This is a genomic window from Stenotrophomonas sp. STEN240 (assembly GCF_056756175.1).
Window position 1 is genome coordinate 1 of record NZ_JBRRBO010000037.1, and the last position, 21,267, is coordinate 21,267.

Here is a 21,267-nt window from a genome sequence, read left to right on the forward strand (position 1 = left end):
CCCGGGGGGCCGGCGGGGCCCCCCGGCCCGGGGGCGGTGCCCCCCCCCCCCGGCCCCCCCCCCCCCCCGCGCCCGCCCCCCCCCGCCGCCCCCCCCCCCGACGCCAGCCACGCGCACGTTGCGGGCCACTTCGGCATGTGTCTCCAGTGTCAGGCGGTCGCTCAGGCCGCGGCGCAGGCTGGCACTGGCCAAGGGCCGGCGGTCATAGCGGAACGAGCGCAGGCCGTAGTCCTTGCGCAATACGCCGATATCCAGCGACCAATCCGACAGCCCGGGCTGCAGCAGCTCGGGCGCACCGTACAGGGCGAACTCCAGCGAGCGGCTGTCGCCGTTGATGTCGGTGACCAGCAACTGCGCCTGCCCGCTGCCGCTGAGCGCGGGTGTGCTGTCCAGCTGGAAGCGACCCGGGGCGACGCGCTGGCTGGCCTGGCGCACACCGTTGATGTACAGGTCCACCGTCGAGGGCAGCACGGCCTCGCCGGCAAACGAGGCCAGCGGCGTTGTGACCCGGTAGGGCTGCAGGCTGAAATTGCGCGACAGGTGCAGGCCGCCGATGCGCGCCGAGCGTGACCAGTCGAGTGCGCCGGTGAGCTGGTCGCCCACTCTCAGGCTCAGCATCGGGCCCGGCAGGTCCAGCTGCCATTGGCTGTCCAGGCGGATGCTGCCGGCAGTGCGTCCGCCTTGGCCGCTGCTCAAGCGTGAGGTCTGGTTTGTGCTCCAGGTGCCTGGGCCCAGCCCGAACAGGCGCAGTTCGCTATAGCCGCTGATATCGCGATTGCCGCGCAGTTGCTGCGCATAGAGATCGTAATTCAGCAGCAAGCCGGGGCTGCTGTCGCTGACTGCAAGCGCATCGCCAGCCGCACCTGCGCGCAGTCGCGTGGTTGGACGGTCCAGCATCTGCACCGGCACCTGCAAGTCCAGGCGCTGGTTGCGCGGGTCGTAACTTATGCGGACGCCGGGAAGCTGATCCAAGGTGATCGAAGGCGCATCGGCGGCTATCCCGCCTGGAAGTCGCAGGCCGATTTCCCGCAGGCTGGATGCGCTGGCTGACAGGGTCTGGCCCTGCAAGTTGAGGCGGACCAACGTGCCGTTCTGCTCGCGGTTCACATGGACGTCCAGGTACAGCTCCTGGGTTTGGATGACGCTGGCCGAGAACGGATCAGGCAGGCTGAGCGGGCGCGCTGCGGTCGGCGGTGATGCGCCTGCGACGTCCAGGGCCATGCTAACGGCCAGCAGAAAGAAGCGGCTGCGCTGCGGGGGCATCGTTCAGCCTGGCCTGCAAGTGGCCCGGGTGGGGGAGTTGCGTCGTCAGCGGCAGTTTCCATTGCATGTCCTGGCCGGCCAGGACATAGCCGAGCAGGCCTGGGTGCAGCGGGGTGACGGTGCCGTTGTCCGCGCGCCAACCAAGCTCGCTCAGGCGCACGCGCTGGTTGCCTGCGTTGTGCGCATCCAGGACCAGCACGCCGGTCGCAAACTGCCAACTCGTCTGCAGGCGGTGCGCATCCTCCATGGCGGTGCTGATCTGCTCACGCGGCAGGGCGGCATGCGGCAGAACAAACACCGGTATGGAATAGCGCAGCAGGAATTGCAGGCCCGAAGGTCGCTGTGCATTGGCCTCGGGAAGCTCGTCCACCCACACCCGATAGGCCTGCTCGTAGGCAATGGTCGCAGGCAACGGCGCCGGGCGCACGATACGTACCAACTGGCGCTCGCCGGGAAGTACCTGGATGATCGCCGGGCTTGCGCGCAAGGCCTGCGTGGGTGCAAGCACGTCGCTTGCGCCGGTCTGCGACCACTGCTGCACGCGGATCTGTGCATGCACGGCCTGGTCGCCATTGTTTTCCAGCCACAGTGCGTTGGCCTGCTGGTTTTCGCTGAACTCCAGCACGATGGGAGCGACCTGCAGGTTGCCGGCGTTGCTGCCGAATGCACAGGCAAGCACTGCGGTCAGCGCTATGCGGCGGCCACGGTTGGCCGCGCAGGTTGTCGACGGAGGGCACGACACGCTCATGGTTGTGCTCAGTAGGTGATCGTGGCGATAACCGTGTCGCTGTAGCTGCCGGCCGGGGCGTCGGTGGAAGGCACGCGTCCGTAGACGGCTACGCTTTGTGTGCTCGCGTTACCGGTCCCGGCATGGGTGTCGGTACCAACCACGTCGCCCCAGAAATCCTGCCGGCCGGCGTCGCGATAAAGGCCATAGGCAAGAAAGTTGTTGCCGCCGTCGGACATGCGCCGGTTGCCGGCCGCTGCCGTGGTGCTGGTGGCATTGGTGCCTGGGTTCATGCCGATGGTATAGGGCGTGCCGCTGCTGCAATTGACCTCCAGGGTGCCCTGGGCGTCGACGGGGGTGCCGGTGGAGCGGGTCAGCGTGCCGAAATCGATGTCGCTGGCGGCAACCGCCTGGATGTTGCAGGACTCGGTGATGACAATACGGACCTGGAACTGCGTGGTCTGGGTTGCCGCTGATGCCAGCGCAGCGCTGGCAGCCAGGGCAATACTGAGTGGCGTGATGAAAATGCTGTGCCTGCGCATGTCGATACCCCGGCTATGGATGCCAATGCGTGACGTGATGTGATGAGGCATCGCATCGGCGGGCGCGCAAAGCTAAGCACGCGCTTGCCGGCTTGGCGCAGGTTTGCTGCGTCCGATTCGGCTGAACGGGCGATCCTGCTAACTTGGGTCAATTCGTGCAGCGTTGCTGCATTTGGCTGACGTCAGATGTTGCCTGCGCCTGCACGATCTGCAGCAGCTGGATGGCACTTGTCGTTGCGCCGGATCGATTGCAGGCCGGTATCGAGATGCCAGTGGTTCTGTCGTTGGCTGGCGCGTCCGGCGAGCATCAGTACGTCAAGGTCACGGTGATGGTGTCCTGGTAGTTGCCGGGCAGGGCGCCGGGCTGTGCAGGCACTTGGCCGTAGACGGTAAGACCCTGCATTTCACCGTTGCCGACGCCGCTGACAGCGCTGCTCTGGGTGTTGCCCCAGCGGCTGGAGCGGCTTGCGTCGCTATACAGTTCGTAGCCCAGGCGCGCATCGGCCGAAGCCATGAAGCGGTCACCGGATTGGGCATGCATTCCCTCATCCAGACTCACCTGCCAGGCGACATCGCGGGTGCATTTCAATTGCAGTGATGCGGTCTGTTCGCGCTTGCCTTCGAAGGCAGTGGTGGCGCCGAAGTTCATCTGCGAAAGGGTGCTGATGCGACAGCTGCGCGTCACGGTTGCCTGCACGCCATTCCAATTGAAGCTGATGTCGCCTGCGCCGCCCAGTGAGCCAGGGTAGCGCTCGCGGCAATCACTCTCGGTCGGCGTATGGATATAGCCATAGCTGTAGCGAATGAAAGAGTTGTACGGCATGTCGCTGTAAGGAAACCTGCCCGGCAGGTTCTGGCCGGCGTGTACGTGGGCATGGATGGGGATCCTGAAGCTCAGGTTCTCGCGCGGGGCCAGCCGGAACGTCAGGCTGTACAGCGGATAGCCGCTTGATTGCGGACCGATCAGCTGGCTGCGGTAGGCATCGGCATACAGGTCGTAGCGCATGAAGTCACCGTTGCCGTTGGGCATCAGGCGCGGTGCCATCGCGCCGGAGGTGCCGGTGCCAATGAAGAGGCAGACCCGGAAGATTGCCGGCGTGAGCAGTGTGCTGACACCGCCATTGCAATTGAGCACGACGGCGGTTTGCGCGTCCTGGTAGCCGCTGGCCGGGACTGCGCCGAAATTGATGCTGGGTGAACTGGAGGTGCTGCAGTACGGCGCTGCATCGGCCTGCAACAACGGCAGCCACAGCGTCAACGCCAGCATCAGCCGCCGATAGTGCCTGCTGCGCTTTGCGGGCCGCCTGCTGCCTGTTCCGGGCCTTGCTGCACGAACTATTCGCATGTCACGTCCTCGAGGTTGAGCCTGCCTTCGTTTGCCGGGGCAGTGGGCAGAGGGGCGCTGCATTGGCCGGCGTCAAAGTGCAGGCGCGACTGCGGTGGGGGATCAAGCAGATACACCTTGCCTTCGTGGCCGACGATGCTGCTTTGGGGAAGATGGCCGGGGGCTTCCACGGTGATGCGGCTGCCTGCCGGCAACCATTGGCCGTCGCGGTCACGCACGCCGAAATGCAGGGCAAGCGTGCGTCGCATCGGAAAGACCACCTGCACGCCGCGGCGGGTTTCCGGCACCACCTCCGCGCTGGTGCTGTCCAGCTGCATGTCGGCTGGCAGATGCTGGGGATCAATGGACAGTTGGTTGCGCTGCCAGGCGCTGAGCTGGGACACCAGCAGCTGGCCGTGCCTGTTGGTGCTGCCGACGCTGCGGTTGTCGAGCAGCACCGGCACGTCGCCCACGCCCGCGGTGGAGACCAGCGCGAACGCATCATCAACACGTGGCAGCGTGTGCATGCGTCCGCCCATCCAGGCCAATGCGCCGCTGCCGCTGGCGTAGGCCTGGGTGTAGCTGGTTTCCGCGCGGTCATGCTCGACTCCTGCCGACCATTGCCCGCGCAAGCCGCGTTGGTTGATTTCCGCGCGCAGGCCGCGCTGGCGCTCGCCGCCGCTGCTGACCTGCGCACGCCAACCCAATGCAGCAGGTTCGCTGGCGGCATGGTTGGCTTCCACTGACAGTCGGTTGCCGTTGCGGCCATGGCGGGCTGAAGCGCTTGTGCTGGTATGACGGTCCAGTGGTTGCGACCAGTAGGCGAACGCACTGTTGCCGCCCTTGTCGCTGAGGTCGCGATTCACGTTGAGGCTTACGTGAGCGTTGTTGCTCAGCGCGTGTGACCAGTTCACACCGGCGTAGCGGCTGCGCGGCAGCTCCGGATGGTGTTGGGCGACGTAGCTGAGGCTGAACTGGCCGGCAGCGGTGCTGAAGCCGGCAAATGCCTGCTCACTGCGGCGTGGCATGGTGGCCCGCTCATGCACGGCGGCCACATCCCGGTAGCCCGCGCTGCGGCGCAGGCTGCTGGCAGAGACGCTGAACCGGCGAGCGCTCCATTGGTAGCCCAGGCCGTATTGCTGGCCACCCAGGCTGCCCGCTTGGCTGGCGGCGATCGAGCCTGTGAGCACCCCGCCGCGACGGCCGAGCAGGAGCACGGTGCCTGCGCCAGCTTGTTGGATGCCGCGGCTGCCTTCGGCATGGGCCTGCAGGGTAAGGCTGTCGTAGAGCCCGTAGCGCAGGCTGGCACTGGCAACCGGATGGTTTCCGTAGGCAAAGGAATGCAGGCCGTAGTCGCGGCGGATGGCTCCCAATTCCAAGGACCAGTCCGCCAGCCCGGACTGCAGCAGTTCCGGTGTGCCGTACAGGGCGAAGTCCAGGGTCTGGCTTTGTCCGGTGATGTCGGTGACAACCAGTCTTGCCTGGCCAGCACCATTGAGCGAAGGACTGCTGTCGAGCTGGAAGCGCCCGGGTGGCAACTGCTGGCTGGATTGGCGGATGCCATCGATGTACAGATCCACGGTCGAAGGCAGGATGGCTTCACCGGCAAAGGACGCCGGCGGTGTGGTCAGGCGATACGGCTGCAGGGAAAAATTGCGCGACACACGTACGCCGCCCAGGCGCAGCGCACGCGTCCATTCGTGCCCTGCGGTAATGCTGTCGCCCACGCTGAGGCTGACCATGGCATCACGCCAATCCACTCGCCAGCTGCTGTCCAGGCGTGTGCTGTGGGTACGGCCGTTGCCGACGAGGTGGGCAAGCGTGGTGCTGGCGATGCCGGTGCCCGGGCCGAACAGGCGCAGTTCGCTGAAACTGCTCAGGTGTGCGTTACCCCCCTCGTGGCGGGCATGCAGGTCGTAGTTGAGCACGCCACCGGGGCTGCGTTGAACCGGATCTGGACGTGGCGAGTCCATGCGGCGCAGATCCCTGTGGGTAGCTGGCCGGTCCAGCATCGATAGCGGCACCTGCAGGTTGATGCGTTGCAGGGCCGCGTCGTAGTCGCTGCTGACGCCGGCCAGCGCCGGCAACGGGATCAACGCCTGCTCGGCGAATTCGGGCGGCAGCGCGAGCCCGAGTTGGCGCAGGCTGTGCGGGCTGGCGAACAGCGTCTGCTGGCGTACCACGTAGGGCGTCAACTGGCCTGTGTCGGCCTGGTTGATGCTGGTTTGCAGGAGCAGCGTGTAGTCCTCGGCCGCCGTTGCGGGCAATGCTGCTTCTCCGGCAGACGCCGGTGAACAGGCAAACGCTGCAGCGGCAAGCCCGAGGCTAATGCTCAGCAGCGACCTGCGGCAGGGCTTGTGGGTCGACATCGTCATTGAGCCTGGCGTGGAGAAAGCCGTCGGCGGGCAAGGGCTTGGGCAAGGGGAGCGTCCAGCGCATCTGCTGGCCTGCCAGCACGTAACCAAGCAGGCCGGGGGTGATTTCGATGGCGGGGCCGGAGGCGGGGATCCAGCTCAGCTGGCTGATGCGGATGCGCTGGGAACCATGGTTGTGCAGGACCAGGGCGGCCTGGCCGTTGCCTGCCTGCCAGTGGCCCTGCAGCTGCGTGGCATCGGTGCGCAGGCGTTTGCCACTGCGTTCCAGCTGCGGTGTCGCGCCGGGTGGCAATACGAACACCGGGACGGAGTAGCGCAGCAGAAACCGCAGGCTGGAGGTGGCGCTGCCGGTTACGGTTGGCACCTCGTCTATCGTCAGCCGGAACGCTTGTTCGCCGGCGTGTTTGCCTGGCTGTGACTGGACGATGCGCACCAATTGCGACTGGCCGGGGGCGATGTCCACCAAGGGTGGGCTGGCAAGCAGGCCCTCACCGGGCTGCTGGTGCTCCTGCCCGTCGTGCTGGGTCCAGTGCTGTACACGGACCTGGGCGCGCAGGGTTTCGGTTCCGGAATTGGTCAGCCACAGGGTCTGCGAGGGCTGGGTGTTGGCAACCTCAAGCAGGATGGGGGCGACCTGCAGGTTGCCGGCGTTGCTGGGGAAGGACGCCAGTAAAGAGAGTGCAAGTAATAGTGCAGGTAATCGTGCAGGAAATACGGTGGCGAGCCGGGCCAGGCTCGCCACCCGCAAACTGCGCGGGTGGCGATGGTTCATGGGGCTGGCCTGATCAGTAGGTGACGGTCGCGGTGATGGTGTCCAGGTAGACGCCGGCAGCGACATCGGTGGCCGCTACCCGGCCGTAGACCGGGATCGACTGCTGGGCGGCGGTGCCGGTGCCGCCCACGGTGTTGGTGCCCAGCACCCGGCCCCAGAACTGGGTGCGGGCGGCGTCGCGGTACAGGCCGTAGGGCACCAGCCCGCCATCGGAGTTGGTCATGCGGCGGTTGTCGGCAGCCGCAGTCGGGCTGCTGGAGTTGAGGCCCGGATCCAGCGCGATCTGATAGGGCGTGCCGCGGCTGCAGTTGAGCTGCAGGGCGCCCTGGTTGTCGATCGGGGTGGCGCTGGTGGAGCGGACATGGGTGCCAAAGTCGATGTCGCTGGCGTTGACGGTGTGCACGTCGCAGGACTCGGTAATGGTGATCTTGACCTGGAACTGCGTGGTGTCTGTCGCTGCGTGGGCGGCACCTGCGAAGGCAGTGGCGGCGATGAAGGCGAACAGGGGGACATTGCGAAGTTTCATGGTGAATCCTTGGAGAAAAGACAGCGCGCCTGTCCTGTTCCGAGCTGGCCGGCTAGCGGCAAACACGGTGCGGCAGGTGCGGATTGAGTCTGTTCCCAAGCCACCCGTGAGGAGTATGAGATATGTCCCAAGGCGGGTTTTTCTGTGATGCGCGTGCGCCAAATTAGCGTTGTTCTAACTGGGTTTTGGCGTCTTTGGTGACCCGGATTGAGACGATTCGCAGGGGTATGGAAAGCCCGCAGCGGTGCCGGCGGGGGCGGTCTTGCGTGCGGCGGTCCGGTTCGGAGGAACGCCGAGGCCAGAGGGCCTATTCCACGTTCATTAATGTGAAATACTTAGCGAAATAACCCAAATGGGGGATAATCGGCACATGGCAATCCAACTGAAAACCCCCGAAGAAATCGAGAAGATGCGCATCGCTGGCCGTCTGGCGGCCGAGGTGCTCGACATCGTCGCTCCGCACGTCAAGCCCGGCGTCACCACCGAAGAGCTGGACCGCATCTGCAACGACCACATCATCAATGTGCAGGGCACCGTCCCGGCCAATGTGGGCTACCGCGGATTCCCCAAGACCGTGTGCACCTCGGTCAACAACGTCATCTGCCACGGCATTCCCAGTGAAGCCAAGGTGCTCAAGGATGGCGACATCATCAATATCGATGTGACCGTCATCAAGGATGGCTGGCACGGCGACACCAGCCGCATGTATTACGTCGGCACCCCGTCGGTGATGGCCAAGCGCCTGGTGGAAACCACCAAGGAAGCGATGTGGCGCGGCATCCGCGCAGTCAAGCCGGGCGCAACCCTGGGCGATGTGGGCCACGCGATCCAGGAATACGCCGAAGGCGAACGCTTCAGCGTGGTGCGCGAGTACTGCGGCCACGGCATCGGCAAGGTCTACCACGACGAGCCGCAGGTGCTGCATTACGGCCGTCCGGGCCAGGGCCTGGTGTTGAAGCCGGGCATGACCTTCACCATCGAGCCGATGATCAATGAAGGCACCCGTTACACCAAGGTGCTGCCCGATGGCTGGACCGTGGTGACCAAGGACCGCAAGTTGTCGGCACAGTGGGAACACATGATCGCAGTGACCGAAGACGGCGTTGAGGTATTGACGTTGTCACCGGCTGAAACCGCGCAGGCATGACCCCACAGCCGGCGGGCCCGAGTCTGGACACGCCGGCCGATTCCGCCGGTGACGCGCAATGGGCTGCCGATGCACGGCAGTCGCTTGCCCACACCGATGCGCGCCTTGGCAAGCGCTTCGAGCAGGCCGACAACGTCGAGCGCCTGCTTGGCCTGCGCACGCGGGCGGTTGATCAGCTGATCGTTGAAGCCTGGCAGCGCTGCGTTCCCGCGAGTGCCGGCTTGGCGCTGTTCGCGGTAGGCGGCTATGGCCGTGGCGAGTTGTTCCCGCGCTCGGACATCGACCTGCTGGTGCTGGCCGAAAACGACGTCCAGCAACGCCACGAAGCCACCCTGGCGCGCCTGTTCGCGCTGCTGTGGGACGCCGGCCTGCCGGCCAGCCACGCGGTGCGTTCAGCCGCGCAATGCGTGCACGCCGCCGCCGACCAGACGGTGCTCACCGCCTTGATCGAAGCGCGTCCGCTGGCGGCTGACGCAACCGCCCAGCATGGCTTGGCGCGGGCGATCGCGCCGAGCCTGGTATGGCCGCCGCGCGAATATTTCCTGGCCAAGCGCGAAGAGCTGCTGGCCCGTCACCAACGCTTTGGTGACACCGCCGACAATCTGGAACCGGACATCAAGGATGGCCCGGGCGGTCTGCGCGATCTCAATACGCTGGGCTGGATGGCGCTGCGCGCCTTCGGCGTCAGCAATATCGATGCGCTGGTCGGGCTGGGCCATCTGGGCCTGGATGAAGCCGCTGCGCTCAAGCGTGAACGGCTGGTGTTGGCGCAGCTGCGTTTCGGTCTGCACCTGGTGGCGCAACGCCCGGAAGAGCGGCTGCGGTTTGACTACCAGAAAGCCCTGGCCGCACGCATGGGCTTTGGCGACGACGCCGAAAGCCTGGGCGTGGAAAAAATGATGCAGGGCTTCTATCGCAGTGCGACGGTGATCCGCCGCATCAGCGACCGCCTGCTGCAACGCTTTGAAGAACAGTTCGACGGCGAAGCCACACCGCAATCGGTGGGTGCCGGTTTCTCGCTGCGCCGCGGTTACCTGTCCGCCGATGATCCGATGTGGCCGCATGGCGACATCCGCAGCATATTTGCCTTGTTTGCCTGCTGGGCGCGGACCCCCGATGTGCGCGGCCTGCACTCGATGACCGCGCGCGGCCTGGCCGAGATGCTGGATGAAATCCCGGCCTATTCGGCCGTTGATGACAGCGTCCGCGAACAGTTCATGGCTTTGTTGCGTGGCCCGCGCGCGGTCGACACGCTGGCGCGCATGGCGCGGCTGGGCGTATTGGGGCAGTGGATTCCTGCATTCGCGGCGGTGTCCGGGCGCATGCAGTTCGACCTGTTCCACGTCTATACGGTGGACCAGCACACCTTGATGGTGCTGCGGAACATCGCCTTGTTCGCCAGTGGCCGTGCCGATGAACGTTTCTCCATTGCGCATGAAGTATGGCCGCGCCTGCGCAAGCCGGAATTGCTGCTGCTGGCTGGCCTGTTTCATGACATTGCCAAGGGCCGTGGTGGTGACCATTCCGAACTGGGCGCGGTGGATGCGCGCGAGTTCTGCAGTGCGCACGGCCTGAGTGGTTCGGATACCGAGCTGGTGGCGTGGCTGGTGGAGCAGCACCTGCGCATGTCGATCACCGCGCAGAAACAGGACATCACCGACCCGGAAGTGATCCATCGCTTTGCCGGCCTGGTGGGTGACCGTGATCGTCTCGATTACCTGTACCTGCTGACCTGCGCCGATATCGCCGGCACCAGCCCCAAGATGTGGAATGCGTGGAAGGACCGCTTGCTGGCTGACCTGTACTTCGCCACCCGTCGCGCGCTGCGCGAAGGCCTGGAGCATCCCTTGCCGGAGGCGGAGCGGGTGCAGGAAGCGCGCGACAACGTGCGTGAACAGATGCGCCTGCTCGGCCATGCCGACGCGGTGATCGAGCGCCAGTTCACCGCCATGCCCGACGAAAGCTTTGTGCGCTTCCGCCCCGAGCAGCTGGTGTGGCAGGCCGCCTCGCTGATTGAAATACGCAAGGGCGGCACTCTGGTGAAGGTGCGGCGGATCACGCCGGAAAGTGACGCGCTGGAAGTATTCGTGCATTCGCCGGACCGCGACGGCATGTTCGCCGCCATCGTGATGACCCTGGACCGCGCCGGCTACGGCATTCACCGTGCACGCGTGCTCGATGGTCCTGACGACACTATTTTCGATACCTTCGAAGTGACGCCCGCAGGCAGTTTTGCCGATGGCGACGCCGCGCGCCTGGAAGCGGTGCTGCGCAAGGCACTGGCCGGCAATATCCTGATACTGCGCCCGTCGCGGCGGGTGATGCCGCGCCAGCTCAAGCATTTCCGCTTCGCCCCGCGCATCGAGTTCCTCGAATCCAGCCATCAAGGCCGCACCGTGTTGAACCTGGTGGCGCCGGACCGCCCCGGGCTGCTGGCCGATGTGGCACATGTGCTGCGTGATCAGCGCCTGCGCGTGCAGGATGCGCGCATCGCCACGTTTGGCGAGCGCGCCGAAGATCAATTCCAGCTTACCGATCGACACGATCACCCGCTTACCGAAACCTCCATGCAGGCTTTGCGCGACGCATTGCTGGCCTGCCTGGATCCCGACAACAAGCCAGGAGACCCCCACTGATGGCAAGCAAGCCCGTAACCAAGAAGACCGTGACCAAGAAGGCCGTCAAGAAGGCTGCGCCTGCAAAAGCCGCGCCGAGCAAGGCCGCCGCGCCGAAGAAAAAGGCCGCCGCCGTGACCAAGCCCGCCGCCAAGCCTGTTGCCAAGGCAGTCAAGGCAGTCAAGGCAGTGAAGGCCCCGGTCAAGAAGGTTGCAGCTGCCAAGCCGACGTCGGCCAAGCCGGCGACGCCATCGGTAGGCCCGCGCAGCCTGCGCAAGCCGCCGGCACCGGGTGTGGCCGAGCTCAAGTTCAGCATCGAAAGCGCCTTCGAGCGCCGCACCATGCTGACGATGGACGAGATCGAAGGCTCGACCCGCGCGCTGGTCAACCGCGTGATCGATGGCCTGGAGTCCGGCGAGTTCCGTGTTGCCGAGCCTGATGGCAACGGTGGCTGGAAGGTCAACGAATGGTTGAAGAAGGCCGTGCTGCTGTACTTCCGCGTCAACGACATGGCGGTGATGGACGGCGCCCCGGCCCCGTTCTGGGACAAGGTCGAGTCGCGCTTTGAAGGCTATGACGAAGCCGCCTTCCGCCAGGCCGGCGTGCGCGTGGTGCCGGGTGCGATCGCGCGCCGTGGTACGCACTTCGGCAAGGACGTGGTGCTGATGCCGAGCTTCACCAACATCGGCGCGCATGTGGGCGAGGGCACGATGGTTGATACCTGGGCCACCGTGGGCTCCTGTGCGCAGATCGGCAAGCACTGCCACCTGTCCGGCGGTGCTGGCATCGGCGGCGTGCTGGAGCCGCTGCAGGCCAGCCCGACCATCATCGAAGACCATTGCTTCATCGGCGCGCGTTCGGAAGTGGTGGAAGGCGTGGTCGTCGGCCACCACAGCGTGATCGGCATGGGCGTGTTCCTGAGCCAGAGCACCCGCATCTACAACCGCGCCACCGGCGAAGTGACGTATGGCTATGTGCCGCCGTACAGCGTGGTGGTCAGCGGCTCGCTGCCGTCCAAGGACGGCACGCATTCGCTGTACTGCGCGGTGATCGTCAAGCAGGTGGACGCCAGGACCCGCAGCAAGACCAGCGTCAATGACCTGCTGCGCGGATTGGCGGACTGAGTTTCTCCTTCTCCCTGCGGGAGAAGGTGCCCCAACGGGGCGGATGAGGGTTGGCGCGAAGCGCTGCAGTGCCTGGCCTGCATGAGGCCTCACCCTTACCCTCTCCCCAACCCCTCTCCCGAAGGGAGAGGGGCTACATCACCGCGAGCTTGGAACCATGACCACGATCTACGGACTTAAAAACTGCGACACCTGCAAGAAGGCCACCAAGTGGCTGGATCGCTTCAACGTCGCCTATACCTTCGTTGATTACCGCGACAACAAACCCAGCCCGGAAACGCTGCTGGAGTGGGCCGGCAAGGCCGGCGGTTTCGCGGCGATGATCAACAAATCGTCCACCACCTGGCGGCAGTTGCCGGACAACCGCAAGTCGCCCGAATCCGATGCCGAGTGGAAGCTGCTGCTGCGCGAATACCCGCAGCTGATCAAGCGCCCGCTGGTGATCACCGACGACGGCACCCTGAGCCAGGGTTTCAGCGACAACGGCTTCAAGGCCCGCTTCAACATCGCCTGATCCGCCACTGCATGCAGGAGCGGCGTAAGCCGCGAAGCCACCGATCCATAAGGCCCCCATGAACGACGTACTCGCCCTGACCTGCGACCTGATCGCACGCCCCTCGGTAACCCCCGAAGATGCCGGTTGCCAGCAACTGATTGCCGGCCGCCTCAACGCCGCAGGCTTCAACTGCGAGCACCTGCGTCTGGGCGAAGTCGACAACCTCTGGGCTACCCACGGCAGCGGCGCGCCGGTGCTGGTGCTGCTCGGCCACACCGACGTGGTGCCCACCGGCCCGGTCCAGGCCTGGAGCAGTGATCCGTTCAAGCCGGAAGTGCGCGACGGCGTGCTGTACGGGCGTGGCGCTGCTGACATGAAAGGCAGCGTCGCCGCCTTCGTGGTGGCCGCCGAGCAGTTTGTTGCCGCCCACCCGAACCACCCCGGTACGCTGGCGGTGCTGCTGACCAGCGATGAGGAAGGCGACGCCATTGATGGCGTGCGCCACATTGCCAAGCTGTTCGTTGAGCGCGGGCAGGGCATCGACTGGTGCATTACCGGCGAGCCTTCGTCCACCGCCAAGCTCGGTGACCTGCTGCGCGTGGGCCGGCGCGGCAGCCTGTCGGCCAAGCTGCGCGTCAAGGGCGTGCAGGGCCACGTCGCCTATCCGGACAAGGCCCGCAACCCGATTCATCTGGCCGCGCCGGCCTTGGCTGAGCTCACTGCCAGGCATTGGGACGATGGTTACGAAAGTTTCCCGTCCACCAGCCTGCAGATCTCCAACATCAATGCCGGCACCGGTGCCAACAATGTGATCCCGGGCGAGCTGCAGGTGATGTTCAACCTGCGCTACAACCCGCACTGGAACGCCGACAGGCTGGAAGCCGAGATCGGCGCGCTGCTCGATCGTCACGGCCTGGATTACGACCTGCAGTGGCACCGCAGCGGCGAGCCGTTCTACACCCCGGAAGGCCGCCTGCGCAGCGTCGCCCGTGAGGTGCTGGCCGGGTTTGCCGGCGCCGCGCCGGAGGAAAGCACCGGCGGTGGCACCTCCGATGCCCGTTTCATCGCGCCCTTGGGCGCGCAGTGCATCGAGGTGGGGCCGGTGAATGCCAGCATCCACCAGGTTGATGAGAACGTGCGCGTGGGCGATCTGCAGGCGCTACCAGACCTTTACCGGACACTGATAGAAAAACTGCTGGACTGAGCTGTTACCGTGCAGGTGCACAATCTTGCCGGGGGGGGCGAGATGGATGGCGTTCAAATGTGGTTCCGCAATGGACTGATGGTGTTCGTGCTGGTTTGCATGTTGCCGTTGGCGCATGCAACCACCGCGATGCATGGCTTGCCGTTATTGCGTCAGTTCGGGGCAAGCCAGCTGCCGGCCTCGCCGACCTACCCGGGCGTGGTCGTTGACCGCGCAGGCAGCCTGTATGCCGCCAGTGGCGAAGGGGTGATGCTCTACCGCAGTGGCGTGTGGGAGCTGCTTGCGGCAGCCGGCCAGGTGCCGGTGTACTCGATCATGCTGGCGCGCGACGGCAGTATCTATGTCGCCGGTGCAGGGCTGTTCGGGCAGCTGCTGCGGCGGGCCGACGGTACCCATGGCTTCGTCGATCTGCTGCCCCGCCTGGCCAGTGCAGGCCTGGTGCAGGCCCCGGTTGAAGTTTTCTCGTTGGGCGAAACCTCACGGGGCGTGCATGCGACCAGCGCCGGGGCGTTGTTCGTGCTGGAAAAGGACGGCAGCACCACGCGGCTGCAGCTCCCTGCCGGCGCGCGTAGCCGCCCGCTGGTGGCCGGCGACGCCGTCTACCTGCGGGTTCCGGGGGAAGGTCTGTACCGCGTGGACGGGGCCGGCCTGGTTCTGGTGGACGGCATGGACTCCCTGGCCACGCTGCGTGTCCCTGCGGCCTGGCCGTATCGCGGCGGGCTGTTGTTCGCCGCCGCCGATGGCTTCCATTTCAGCGATGGCAAGCGCCTGCGCAAGCTCGACACCGAGGCCGACGCCGTCTTTCGCCTGCATGAGCCATACGCAGGCATCGCCTTGGCCGATGGCGGCTTCGCGGTTGGCAGCTTTGACTGCACCGTGATGCGTTTCTCGCCGGGGTTGCGCCTGCTCGACAGCTTCGCCGCCTGTGCAGGTGAGATGCATGATCTGGTGGAAGACCACGAAGGCGCGGTATGGGTATCCGGTGAAAACGGAATCGCGCGCCTGCGCTGGTCGCTGCCGTGGACGCGCTTTGGGCGCCTGCACGGCCTGAGCGGACGGATCTTCGACAGCACCTGGTATGACGGCCATCTGTGGGTGGCGAGCATTGGGGTGTGGCGTGCGCAGCCTTCCGCAGTCGCCACCCCGATGTTCTCGCAGCTGCAGTGGCCACGTCGGGATTTGGAAACGTTTGCCGTGGAGGGGACGAGTGCCGGTTTGCTGATCGGCGATCGCCATGGCCTGGCCGTGCTGGATCCGGGGCAGACACAACCGCGACGGCTGCTGGCACCGCTTTTGGGTGACAGCATCATCAAGCTGCTGCCTTCAACGTTCGATAGCCGAAGGATGTTTGCGCTCGGCAAGGACAGGATCATCGTGCTTGGCCAGCGCGATGGGCGTTGGCAGGTAGTGGCGCAGTGGAAAACCAATATCAAGGCGGTGGACGGTCTGTACGAGCTTGCGGCCGGCGAGCTATGGGCTGGCGATGCGGGTGGTGGCGCGCGCCGCTGGCGCTTCAATCCTGATAGCGGCCAGCTGCTTACCGATCAACGCTACGGCGATGCGCAGGGGCTGCCGGTGGTCGCCGGGCAGGGCACGCGGGTATTCCGTAGTGATGGCGTGCTGTATGCGATCTCCGCCGGGCAGGTTCGGCGGCTGCAGGGCGAGCGCTTTGCAGCCGCCGAATTGCCGTCGCTGGTGGGGTTGCAGGCGCCCTCGGAGCTTGAGGGCGAGGACAACGCGCAGGGGAGCTTTGCGTGGACGGCAAGGCAACTGTGGTGGCGCAAGCCCGGCGCCGCCACATTCCGGCTGCAACAGGTCAGCGACAGTCGCGTGCCTGGCTTCATGAGCGTTGCGCTGCACGATGATGGAAATCTGCGCGTGGTCACCCGCGACAGCGTATTGCAGTTGGATCCTGCTGCCGCCGAATCCGGTGCAACCGCGCCGCAGGCGCGGCTTGATCGCATCGAGTTGCAGCGAGCGGATCACCCACCAATATTGTTGCCGCTGTCAGCGCAGACGGTGCAGCGTTTGCCGGCCGGTGCGGGCTTGGCCCTGCGCTTCGGTGTGCACAGCATGGAGCCGGAGGTCGAGTTCCGCTATCGCATGCCGGGCTATCACGACAACTGGTCGCCTTGGACCGCCGGACGTGAGCTGACCTACCAGCGCCTGCCGGCCGGGTCTTATACCTTCCAGTTGCAGGCACGGGTGCTGGGCGGAACGCCGACGGAAGTGATGGACTACCGGTTGCAGGTGGAGCCGTTCTGGTATCAGCGCGGCTGGGTTCTGCTGGGCTTTGCCGCGCTGGGCCTGCTGTTGGTTGTGGCGGTGGTGCGGCTGCGCACACGCGCTGTCAACGCGCAGAACCGACTGCTGGAGCAGAAGATCGACGAACGTACGGCCGAGCTGCAGAGCGCCAACGCACGCCTCTCAGCCTTGGTGGAAACCGATGGCCTCACCGGTATCGCCAACCGGCACGCAATGGAGAAAGCCCTGCTGCGTGCCTGGCAGCATTGCGCGATGCAGCAGCAACCGTTGGCGGCGATGATGATCGACGTGGATCACTTCAAGCAGTTCAACGATACCCATGGGCATCACATCGGTGACCTGCAGCTGCGCCGCGTGGCGCAGACGCTGGCCGCACAGGTGACGGGAGGCGATGAACTGGTCGCACGTTACGGCGGTGAGGAATTCGTGTTGATCCTGCCTGATTGCGACCAGCAGGAGGCGCTCGTGCGTGGCGAGCGCCTGCGCAGTGCGGTGGAGCAGGTTACCGGCGCGGCGGGACAGCGGGTGACCATCAGTATCGGAATTGCAGTCTGCATTCCGATAATGGAGGAGGACCCGATGGCCTTGTTGCGCTGCGCTGATCAGGCGCTTTATCGCGGCAAGCGCGAGGGGCGCAACCGGGTGGAGGTTGCCTGCCTGCATGAGCAGGATTGTGGGTAGTAGTCGGCGCTGGAACACTGCGACAGCAGCAAGGCGTTGAAAGGCGCAGCGCGTAGGTAGCGAGCACGGCGAGCTTGGTTTTAAAGATGAATAGGGCGTAGTTGAATAGGCGCGGTGGATCAAATGTCGCAGACTGGTTTGCCTGGCCAAGACCGGCTTTCGCCCCGGGTTTGATCGTTACGTGTGCACAAAGCGTGACGGTCGCCCAGATGTCGCGTTCTTTTCAGTGATTGTTCGAGACATGCCGCAACTCCACCGCCCGCCATGTCTTCACGGTCCATCCACGTGTTCCAACGTCAGCTGAAAGCGGATCGCGACAATGGCAAAAAGGCCGCTATATTCGGGCTTCCCCAGACGAAGGAGGGAGTGGAATGTTTCTGACAAAACAACAAATAGTGATGGCACGTACGTTCGGTGTGGCGATGCTCGTCACCGTCAGCCTTGCTTCCTGCGCAACCTATAAGGAAGAGTTTGCAGGCATCAACTCACGCCTTGATCAACTCGACTCGAAGGTGCAGGGCGCAGCCCAGAGTGCCGAATCCGCCAACCAATCCGCGCAACAGGCCAACCAACGGCTGGATCAAATTGAAGGCCGCGTCCAGCAGCTTGAAAGAGCACCTCGCCGCACGCCACGCGGTTGATCGCTTGGCACAAGATTTAACAAGCCTATGAAGCCGGGACCCAGTGGCCTTTGTTGGCCACTGGCTTCCTTGTTCTCATCCAGCCTGCATTGCAAGGAGTTGTCCCATCCGTAAGTACACACACACTGCAGGGCGGGCCCTTCCTGGCGCGCTGGCAATTGCGCTGGCGTTCGCCAGCGTCGGCGTGGCCAGCGCCGAAGATGTCACCGCGCAACCGATGGCCTCCACCGATCAGCTCCCGCCAGATCAACACGTGTCTGACACCGTCATTGAGCTTGCCGGTTGGGTTGTTGCAAGCAAGGACAACCAAGGCTATCCGTTCGCGGTGATGGACAAGGCCGCTGCACAGATTCTGGTATTCGACGGCGAAGGCCGGCTTCGCGGTGCGACGCCCGGGCTGTTCGGCTCGGCGGTCGGCGACCATACGGCGCCAGGCGTCGCCGGTCTGGCACTGCGCGAGATTCCGGGCCGTGATCGAACCACACCGGCCGGCCGCTTTGTGGGTGGATTCGGCCCATCAATCGATGCTGGGCGGGTGTTGTGGGTTGACTACGAGTCTGCTGTCTCCATCCATCCCACCGCCACCGGCGTACCGGCTGAGAGACGCGCCGAACGGCTTGCATCGCCGTCGCCGGACGACAACCGCGTGACGCATGGCTGCATCAATATCTCGCCGGATTTCTACGCGCAGATCGTCGCTCCCACATTCGAGCGCGGCGGCGTGTTCTATGTGTTGCCGGACAAGGACTCGCTGGCCAAGACCTTCCCGGAGTTCGCGCAAAGTCGTGCGGCTGCGCAGGGCAACAACGAAGCACATGCAGGACCCGCCGGTCGATAGAGCGCACCGGCGTCGCCTTGGTTGTACGAGGTGGCGCAGCGTCCCGGCGTTGGATCCTGGTTGGTGTGCCCGGCAAGGGCATGGTGGGAATACGGGCAGGCGTCAGGGTTGATCTTGCTGCCTGATGGCAGCCTGCGGCCGTGATGCCGTGCTTGGCCCGCAGCAAGGCATCCACCATCACTTGCCGTATTGCACATCCACTCACCCCATGCGACATTCCGCTCACGTTCCGGGGTAGTTCAGTGGCAGAACGCTCGGCTTCTAACCGGGAGGGCGCTGGTTCGAATCCAGCCTCCGGACCCATTACATCGCGGTATCAACAGCACGCATGACTTCCGATCCAAGCCCCGGTCCGGACACCACGCCTGGGCTTGCCTACGCACATTTCCAGCTGGCTAAGGCGCTGCAGAGCACGCAGCATCACCCGGATCCGCAGGTGCGCGAGCGCGCAGCGGCACGCGCGGAGCGGTGGCGGCAGATACTCGACCACGCGCTGCGCGGAACCGCAAACTATGGTTCGCGGACACCGTTCACCGAGCTCCCGGCGTGGGCCACGCTGGAGGTGGCTACCGGTGGTTTTGCTACCGGGCGGCTGCTCGCCGGTGGTGAGCCGACCGACTACGAACGCACGCTGTCTGCGACAGTGCCTGGTGTGCGTGTTGAACAGATGCGTTTGGACTTGAACCTGTGGCACCTGACCGAGGCCGGTCTGGATCATCTCCAGTGCATGCTCGGCGAAGGCTGCTACCGCATTGATCTGCCCGAAGAGTCCGCGCTGCCTATGGTCGCCTGGCTGGTTGAGCAGGGCCGTATCGAGCAGGCGCATGAGGTGATCGAGGCGATTGCGCCGTTCTTCGACAGGCTCAGGTTTTTTCCGGCGCGCACCGAAAGTGCATTGCCGCTGCCCGCCGAAGTCAGCATTTTCAGTGCGGCCGACGTCCGTCAGCGGCTGTCGCAACTGAGCGCGCAGCCGCGGTTGGCAGCGCAGAGGCGGGCGATCGAGATGCGTTTGCCGCTCTACGACGCCACCATCGCACTGTTCCTCGCTACCTGTGTCGATGGCTGGCCATGCCAACGTTATCCCGACGGCTGGGACGCTTCGGCCAAGGCGTTGCTGGCGCGCATCGCTGACGCTCGCTCAGCGGCCGGCGCAGACAGCGCCGAGCACAAGCGTCGCAGCAGTGAATTGTTCGCGCTGCTGGCCGTATGCGCCGCCGATGCGAGCGCGCTCAATGGGCGCCAGGTTGGCCGGATACGCAGAATTGTCGATGACTTTGTACGCGCACACGGCGCTCCTGGTTCGCCAGCGCATGTTGCCCGCAGGCGGCAACAGGAGCGCGAGATTGCCTCGGCGCCTTACCGCCGTATTGGCCATGCTGTTGCCGCACGACTGGCGGCCTACCCGGGATCAGAAGGCATCGCCGACTTTTCTGCTCTGTGCGAACCGATTACCGAAGAAGAGGCCGCGAGGTTCAACATCGAACCGGGGCTTCCATTGCCCGATCCCGTGCGTGCGCGTCTGTTGCGGTGCCGGCGCGGCACCATCGCCGAGCTTGTCCAGGCCGGCATCGTTACCTCCAGCGACACCATCGCTCGCGTACTTCCGGCGTTGACCGCAGAAATCCGTAGCAGCGAGCTGGCCGACCCGCGGCTGCGCCACCTCTACGCTGCAACTTACCGTGCGTTCCGCAAGCGGCGTTCGTTGTTGCTGCTCAACCTCCAGAGCCAGGTGCGGCTGAACGAGTTGCCCTGGGTCTCGGTGATCGCCGCTTACCGTGCTTCCGACAGCGCCAGCACGGAAATGGCACGCGCAGCCTTGGTCGAGTCGGCGGCGGTGGCGATCACGGCGTTTCCGCACGCCATCCTCCCCAACAAACTGCTCAACGAGTTCCGCGCGCTTGCTGACAGCGCAACGCTGAAGCTGCCGTTGGTCGATGAAATCGCCGCCGATATCTTCATGGGCCAGTTCACGAATACATTCGTCGATGCCGCACGCTGCGCGGCCCAGGCCGTTGCGGGAACCTTGTATGCCGCCTACTACGACATCGACACCGATGCGCTGGCGGCGCTGCCTCACCGGCCGGAAACCGCGAAGGGCAGCAGGCGCTCAAAGGAAGCCTTTGATGCGTTGTCGAACCTGGCCGCGCGGCGCGCGGGGCTGGCGGACACCTGGGGCAACGTGGCCACCAACGGCACCATTCTCGAGCAGAGCCAGATACTGACGACCCATAACCTTGCCGTGCTGCTTGAAGGGGCTGGCCTTCGCGCCATGTTGGAGCCGACATTGGACGCGCTGGCGCTAAAGGGATTCCAGTGGGTCTGCAGGCGCCAGCAGATGCGTATCGCGCATTGGCATGGCCGGCTGGTGATGCTCAAGAACACGGCGTACGCGTGGCGGCAGATGGTGTTCTTTCTGTCCATGCTCGACGATGACCGCAGGCGGCACGCTCTCGCGCGCATCGAGGCGCATTTTTTTGCGCAACCGGAGAACTTCAGGTCGCGCTTCGAGCCAGTCATGCAGGGCCTGCGGCTGGCCGCATCGGGCAGGCCGCTGCCTCAACAAGCGCCCGCGCCGGATGGCGCACGGGTTTTCACCGGCTGGACGACCGGCCCGCATTGGCTGTTGCCCAGCGTCCGCTAGCTGGTGCGCAGGGTGATGCCGTTTGAGATCGCAATCTCGATGTTTCCTGCTGCTCCCCGCAGTCCATCCAGGGATCAGCCAACCCG

Annotated in this window: 17 protein-coding genes and 1 tRNA gene; 11 read left to right on the forward strand and 7 right to left on the reverse strand. The window is 65.0% G+C overall.

Annotation, left to right across the window (positions count from 1 at the left end):
- The 3 genes from ACVOKO_RS14495 to ACVOKO_RS14505 form a co-directional block, all read right to left on the reverse strand.
- Positions 1 to 1,221 (reverse strand): fimbria/pilus outer membrane usher protein (locus ACVOKO_RS14495; RefSeq protein ID WP_481558682.1); only part of this gene is annotated, 1,221 nt, incomplete at its 3' end.
- Between the two features lies 1 nt (position 1,222).
- The gene (locus ACVOKO_RS14500; protein WP_346499609.1) at positions 1,223 to 2,011 is read right to left on the reverse strand and encodes a fimbrial biogenesis chaperone; all 789 of its coding nucleotides are present in this window, start codon (positions 2,009 to 2,011) and stop codon (positions 1,223 to 1,225) included.
- Between the two features lie 8 nt (positions 2,012 to 2,019).
- A complete protein-coding gene (locus ACVOKO_RS14505) occupies positions 2,020 to 2,532 on the reverse strand; it encodes a Csu type fimbrial protein (protein WP_346499610.1) in 513 nt (170 codons plus the stop codon).
- Between the two features lie 221 nt (positions 2,533 to 2,753).
- On the opposite strand from ACVOKO_RS14505, the gene ACVOKO_RS14510 reads away from it, so the two are divergent.
- Positions 2,754 to 2,876 carry a hypothetical protein gene (locus tag ACVOKO_RS14510; RefSeq protein ID WP_346499611.1) on the forward strand — a complete coding sequence of 41 codons (123 nt, stop codon included), beginning with the start codon at positions 2,754 to 2,756 and terminating at the stop codon, positions 2,874 to 2,876.
- Here the strand turns inward: ACVOKO_RS14510 and ACVOKO_RS14515 are convergent.
- The 4 genes from ACVOKO_RS14515 to ACVOKO_RS14530 all read right to left on the reverse strand — a co-directional run bounded on the left by ACVOKO_RS14515 (position 2,840) and on the right by ACVOKO_RS14530 (position 7,529).
- On the reverse strand, positions 2,840 to 3,799 hold the full coding sequence (locus ACVOKO_RS14515; protein WP_346499612.1) for a Csu type fimbrial protein: 960 nt from the start codon (positions 3,797 to 3,799) through the stop codon (positions 2,840 to 2,842). The genes ACVOKO_RS14510 and ACVOKO_RS14515 overlap by 37 nt on opposite strands.
- Before the next feature lie 68 nt (positions 3,800 to 3,867).
- Positions 3,868 to 6,123: a fimbria/pilus outer membrane usher protein gene (locus tag ACVOKO_RS14520; protein WP_346499613.1), complete on the reverse strand. Its 2,256-nt coding sequence runs from the start codon at positions 6,121 to 6,123 to the stop codon at positions 3,868 to 3,870.
- A 58-nt stretch (positions 6,124 to 6,181) separates the two neighbouring features.
- Positions 6,182 to 7,003: a fimbrial biogenesis chaperone gene (locus ACVOKO_RS14525; RefSeq protein WP_346499614.1), complete on the reverse strand. Its 822-nt coding sequence runs from the start codon at positions 7,001 to 7,003 to the stop codon at positions 6,182 to 6,184.
- A gap of 13 nt (positions 7,004 to 7,016) precedes the next feature.
- Positions 7,017 to 7,529: a Csu type fimbrial protein gene (locus ACVOKO_RS14530; protein WP_346499615.1), complete on the reverse strand. Its 513-nt coding sequence runs from the start codon at positions 7,527 to 7,529 to the stop codon at positions 7,017 to 7,019.
- A gap of 370 nt (positions 7,530 to 7,899) precedes the next feature.
- On the opposite strand from ACVOKO_RS14530, the gene map reads away from it, so the two are divergent.
- The 10 genes from map to ACVOKO_RS14580 all read left to right on the forward strand — a co-directional run bounded on the left by map (position 7,900) and on the right by ACVOKO_RS14580 (position 21,181).
- Entirely contained in the window at positions 7,900 to 8,676 is a 777-nt protein-coding gene (gene map, locus ACVOKO_RS14535) for a type I methionyl aminopeptidase (RefSeq protein WP_062166453.1), read from the forward strand.
- Positions 8,673 to 11,312, forward strand: coding sequence for a [protein-PII] uridylyltransferase (locus tag ACVOKO_RS14540; protein WP_346499616.1), 2,640 nt, complete (start codon positions 8,673 to 8,675; stop codon positions 11,310 to 11,312). Before map ends, ACVOKO_RS14540 begins: the two co-directional genes overlap by 4 nt.
- Positions 11,312 to 12,415, forward strand: coding sequence for a 2,3,4,5-tetrahydropyridine-2,6-dicarboxylate N-succinyltransferase (dapD, locus tag ACVOKO_RS14545; RefSeq protein WP_346499617.1), 1,104 nt, complete (start codon positions 11,312 to 11,314; stop codon positions 12,413 to 12,415). Before ACVOKO_RS14540 ends, dapD begins: the two co-directional genes overlap by 1 nt.
- A gap of 157 nt (positions 12,416 to 12,572) precedes the next feature.
- Positions 12,573 to 12,929: a Spx/MgsR family RNA polymerase-binding regulatory protein gene (locus tag ACVOKO_RS14550; protein ID WP_313272720.1), complete on the forward strand. Its 357-nt coding sequence runs from the start codon at positions 12,573 to 12,575 to the stop codon at positions 12,927 to 12,929.
- A 58-nt stretch (positions 12,930 to 12,987) separates the two neighbouring features.
- The gene (gene dapE / locus ACVOKO_RS14555; protein ID WP_346499618.1) at positions 12,988 to 14,115 is read left to right on the forward strand and encodes a succinyl-diaminopimelate desuccinylase; all 1,128 of its coding nucleotides are present in this window, start codon (positions 12,988 to 12,990) and stop codon (positions 14,113 to 14,115) included.
- 57 nt (positions 14,116 to 14,172) lie between these two features.
- Positions 14,173 to 17,061, forward strand: coding sequence for a diguanylate cyclase (locus ACVOKO_RS14560; protein ID WP_346499619.1), 2,889 nt, complete (start codon positions 14,173 to 14,175; stop codon positions 17,059 to 17,061).
- A gap of 371 nt (positions 17,062 to 17,432) precedes the next feature.
- Positions 17,433 to 17,702, forward strand: a complete 270-nt coding sequence (locus ACVOKO_RS14565) for a hypothetical protein (protein WP_346499620.1) — start codon at positions 17,433 to 17,435, stop codon at positions 17,700 to 17,702.
- Between the two features lie 157 nt (positions 17,703 to 17,859).
- Positions 17,860 to 18,540, forward strand: a complete 681-nt coding sequence (locus ACVOKO_RS14570) for a hypothetical protein (RefSeq protein WP_346499639.1) — start codon at positions 17,860 to 17,862, stop codon at positions 18,538 to 18,540.
- A gap of 228 nt (positions 18,541 to 18,768) precedes the next feature.
- Positions 18,769 to 18,843, forward strand: a tRNA-Arg gene (locus tag ACVOKO_RS14575).
- 25 nt (positions 18,844 to 18,868) lie between these two features.
- On the forward strand, positions 18,869 to 21,181 hold the full coding sequence (locus ACVOKO_RS14580; RefSeq protein ID WP_346499621.1) for a hypothetical protein: 2,313 nt from the start codon (positions 18,869 to 18,871) through the stop codon (positions 21,179 to 21,181).
- Positions 21,182 to 21,267 lie beyond the last annotated feature (86 nt).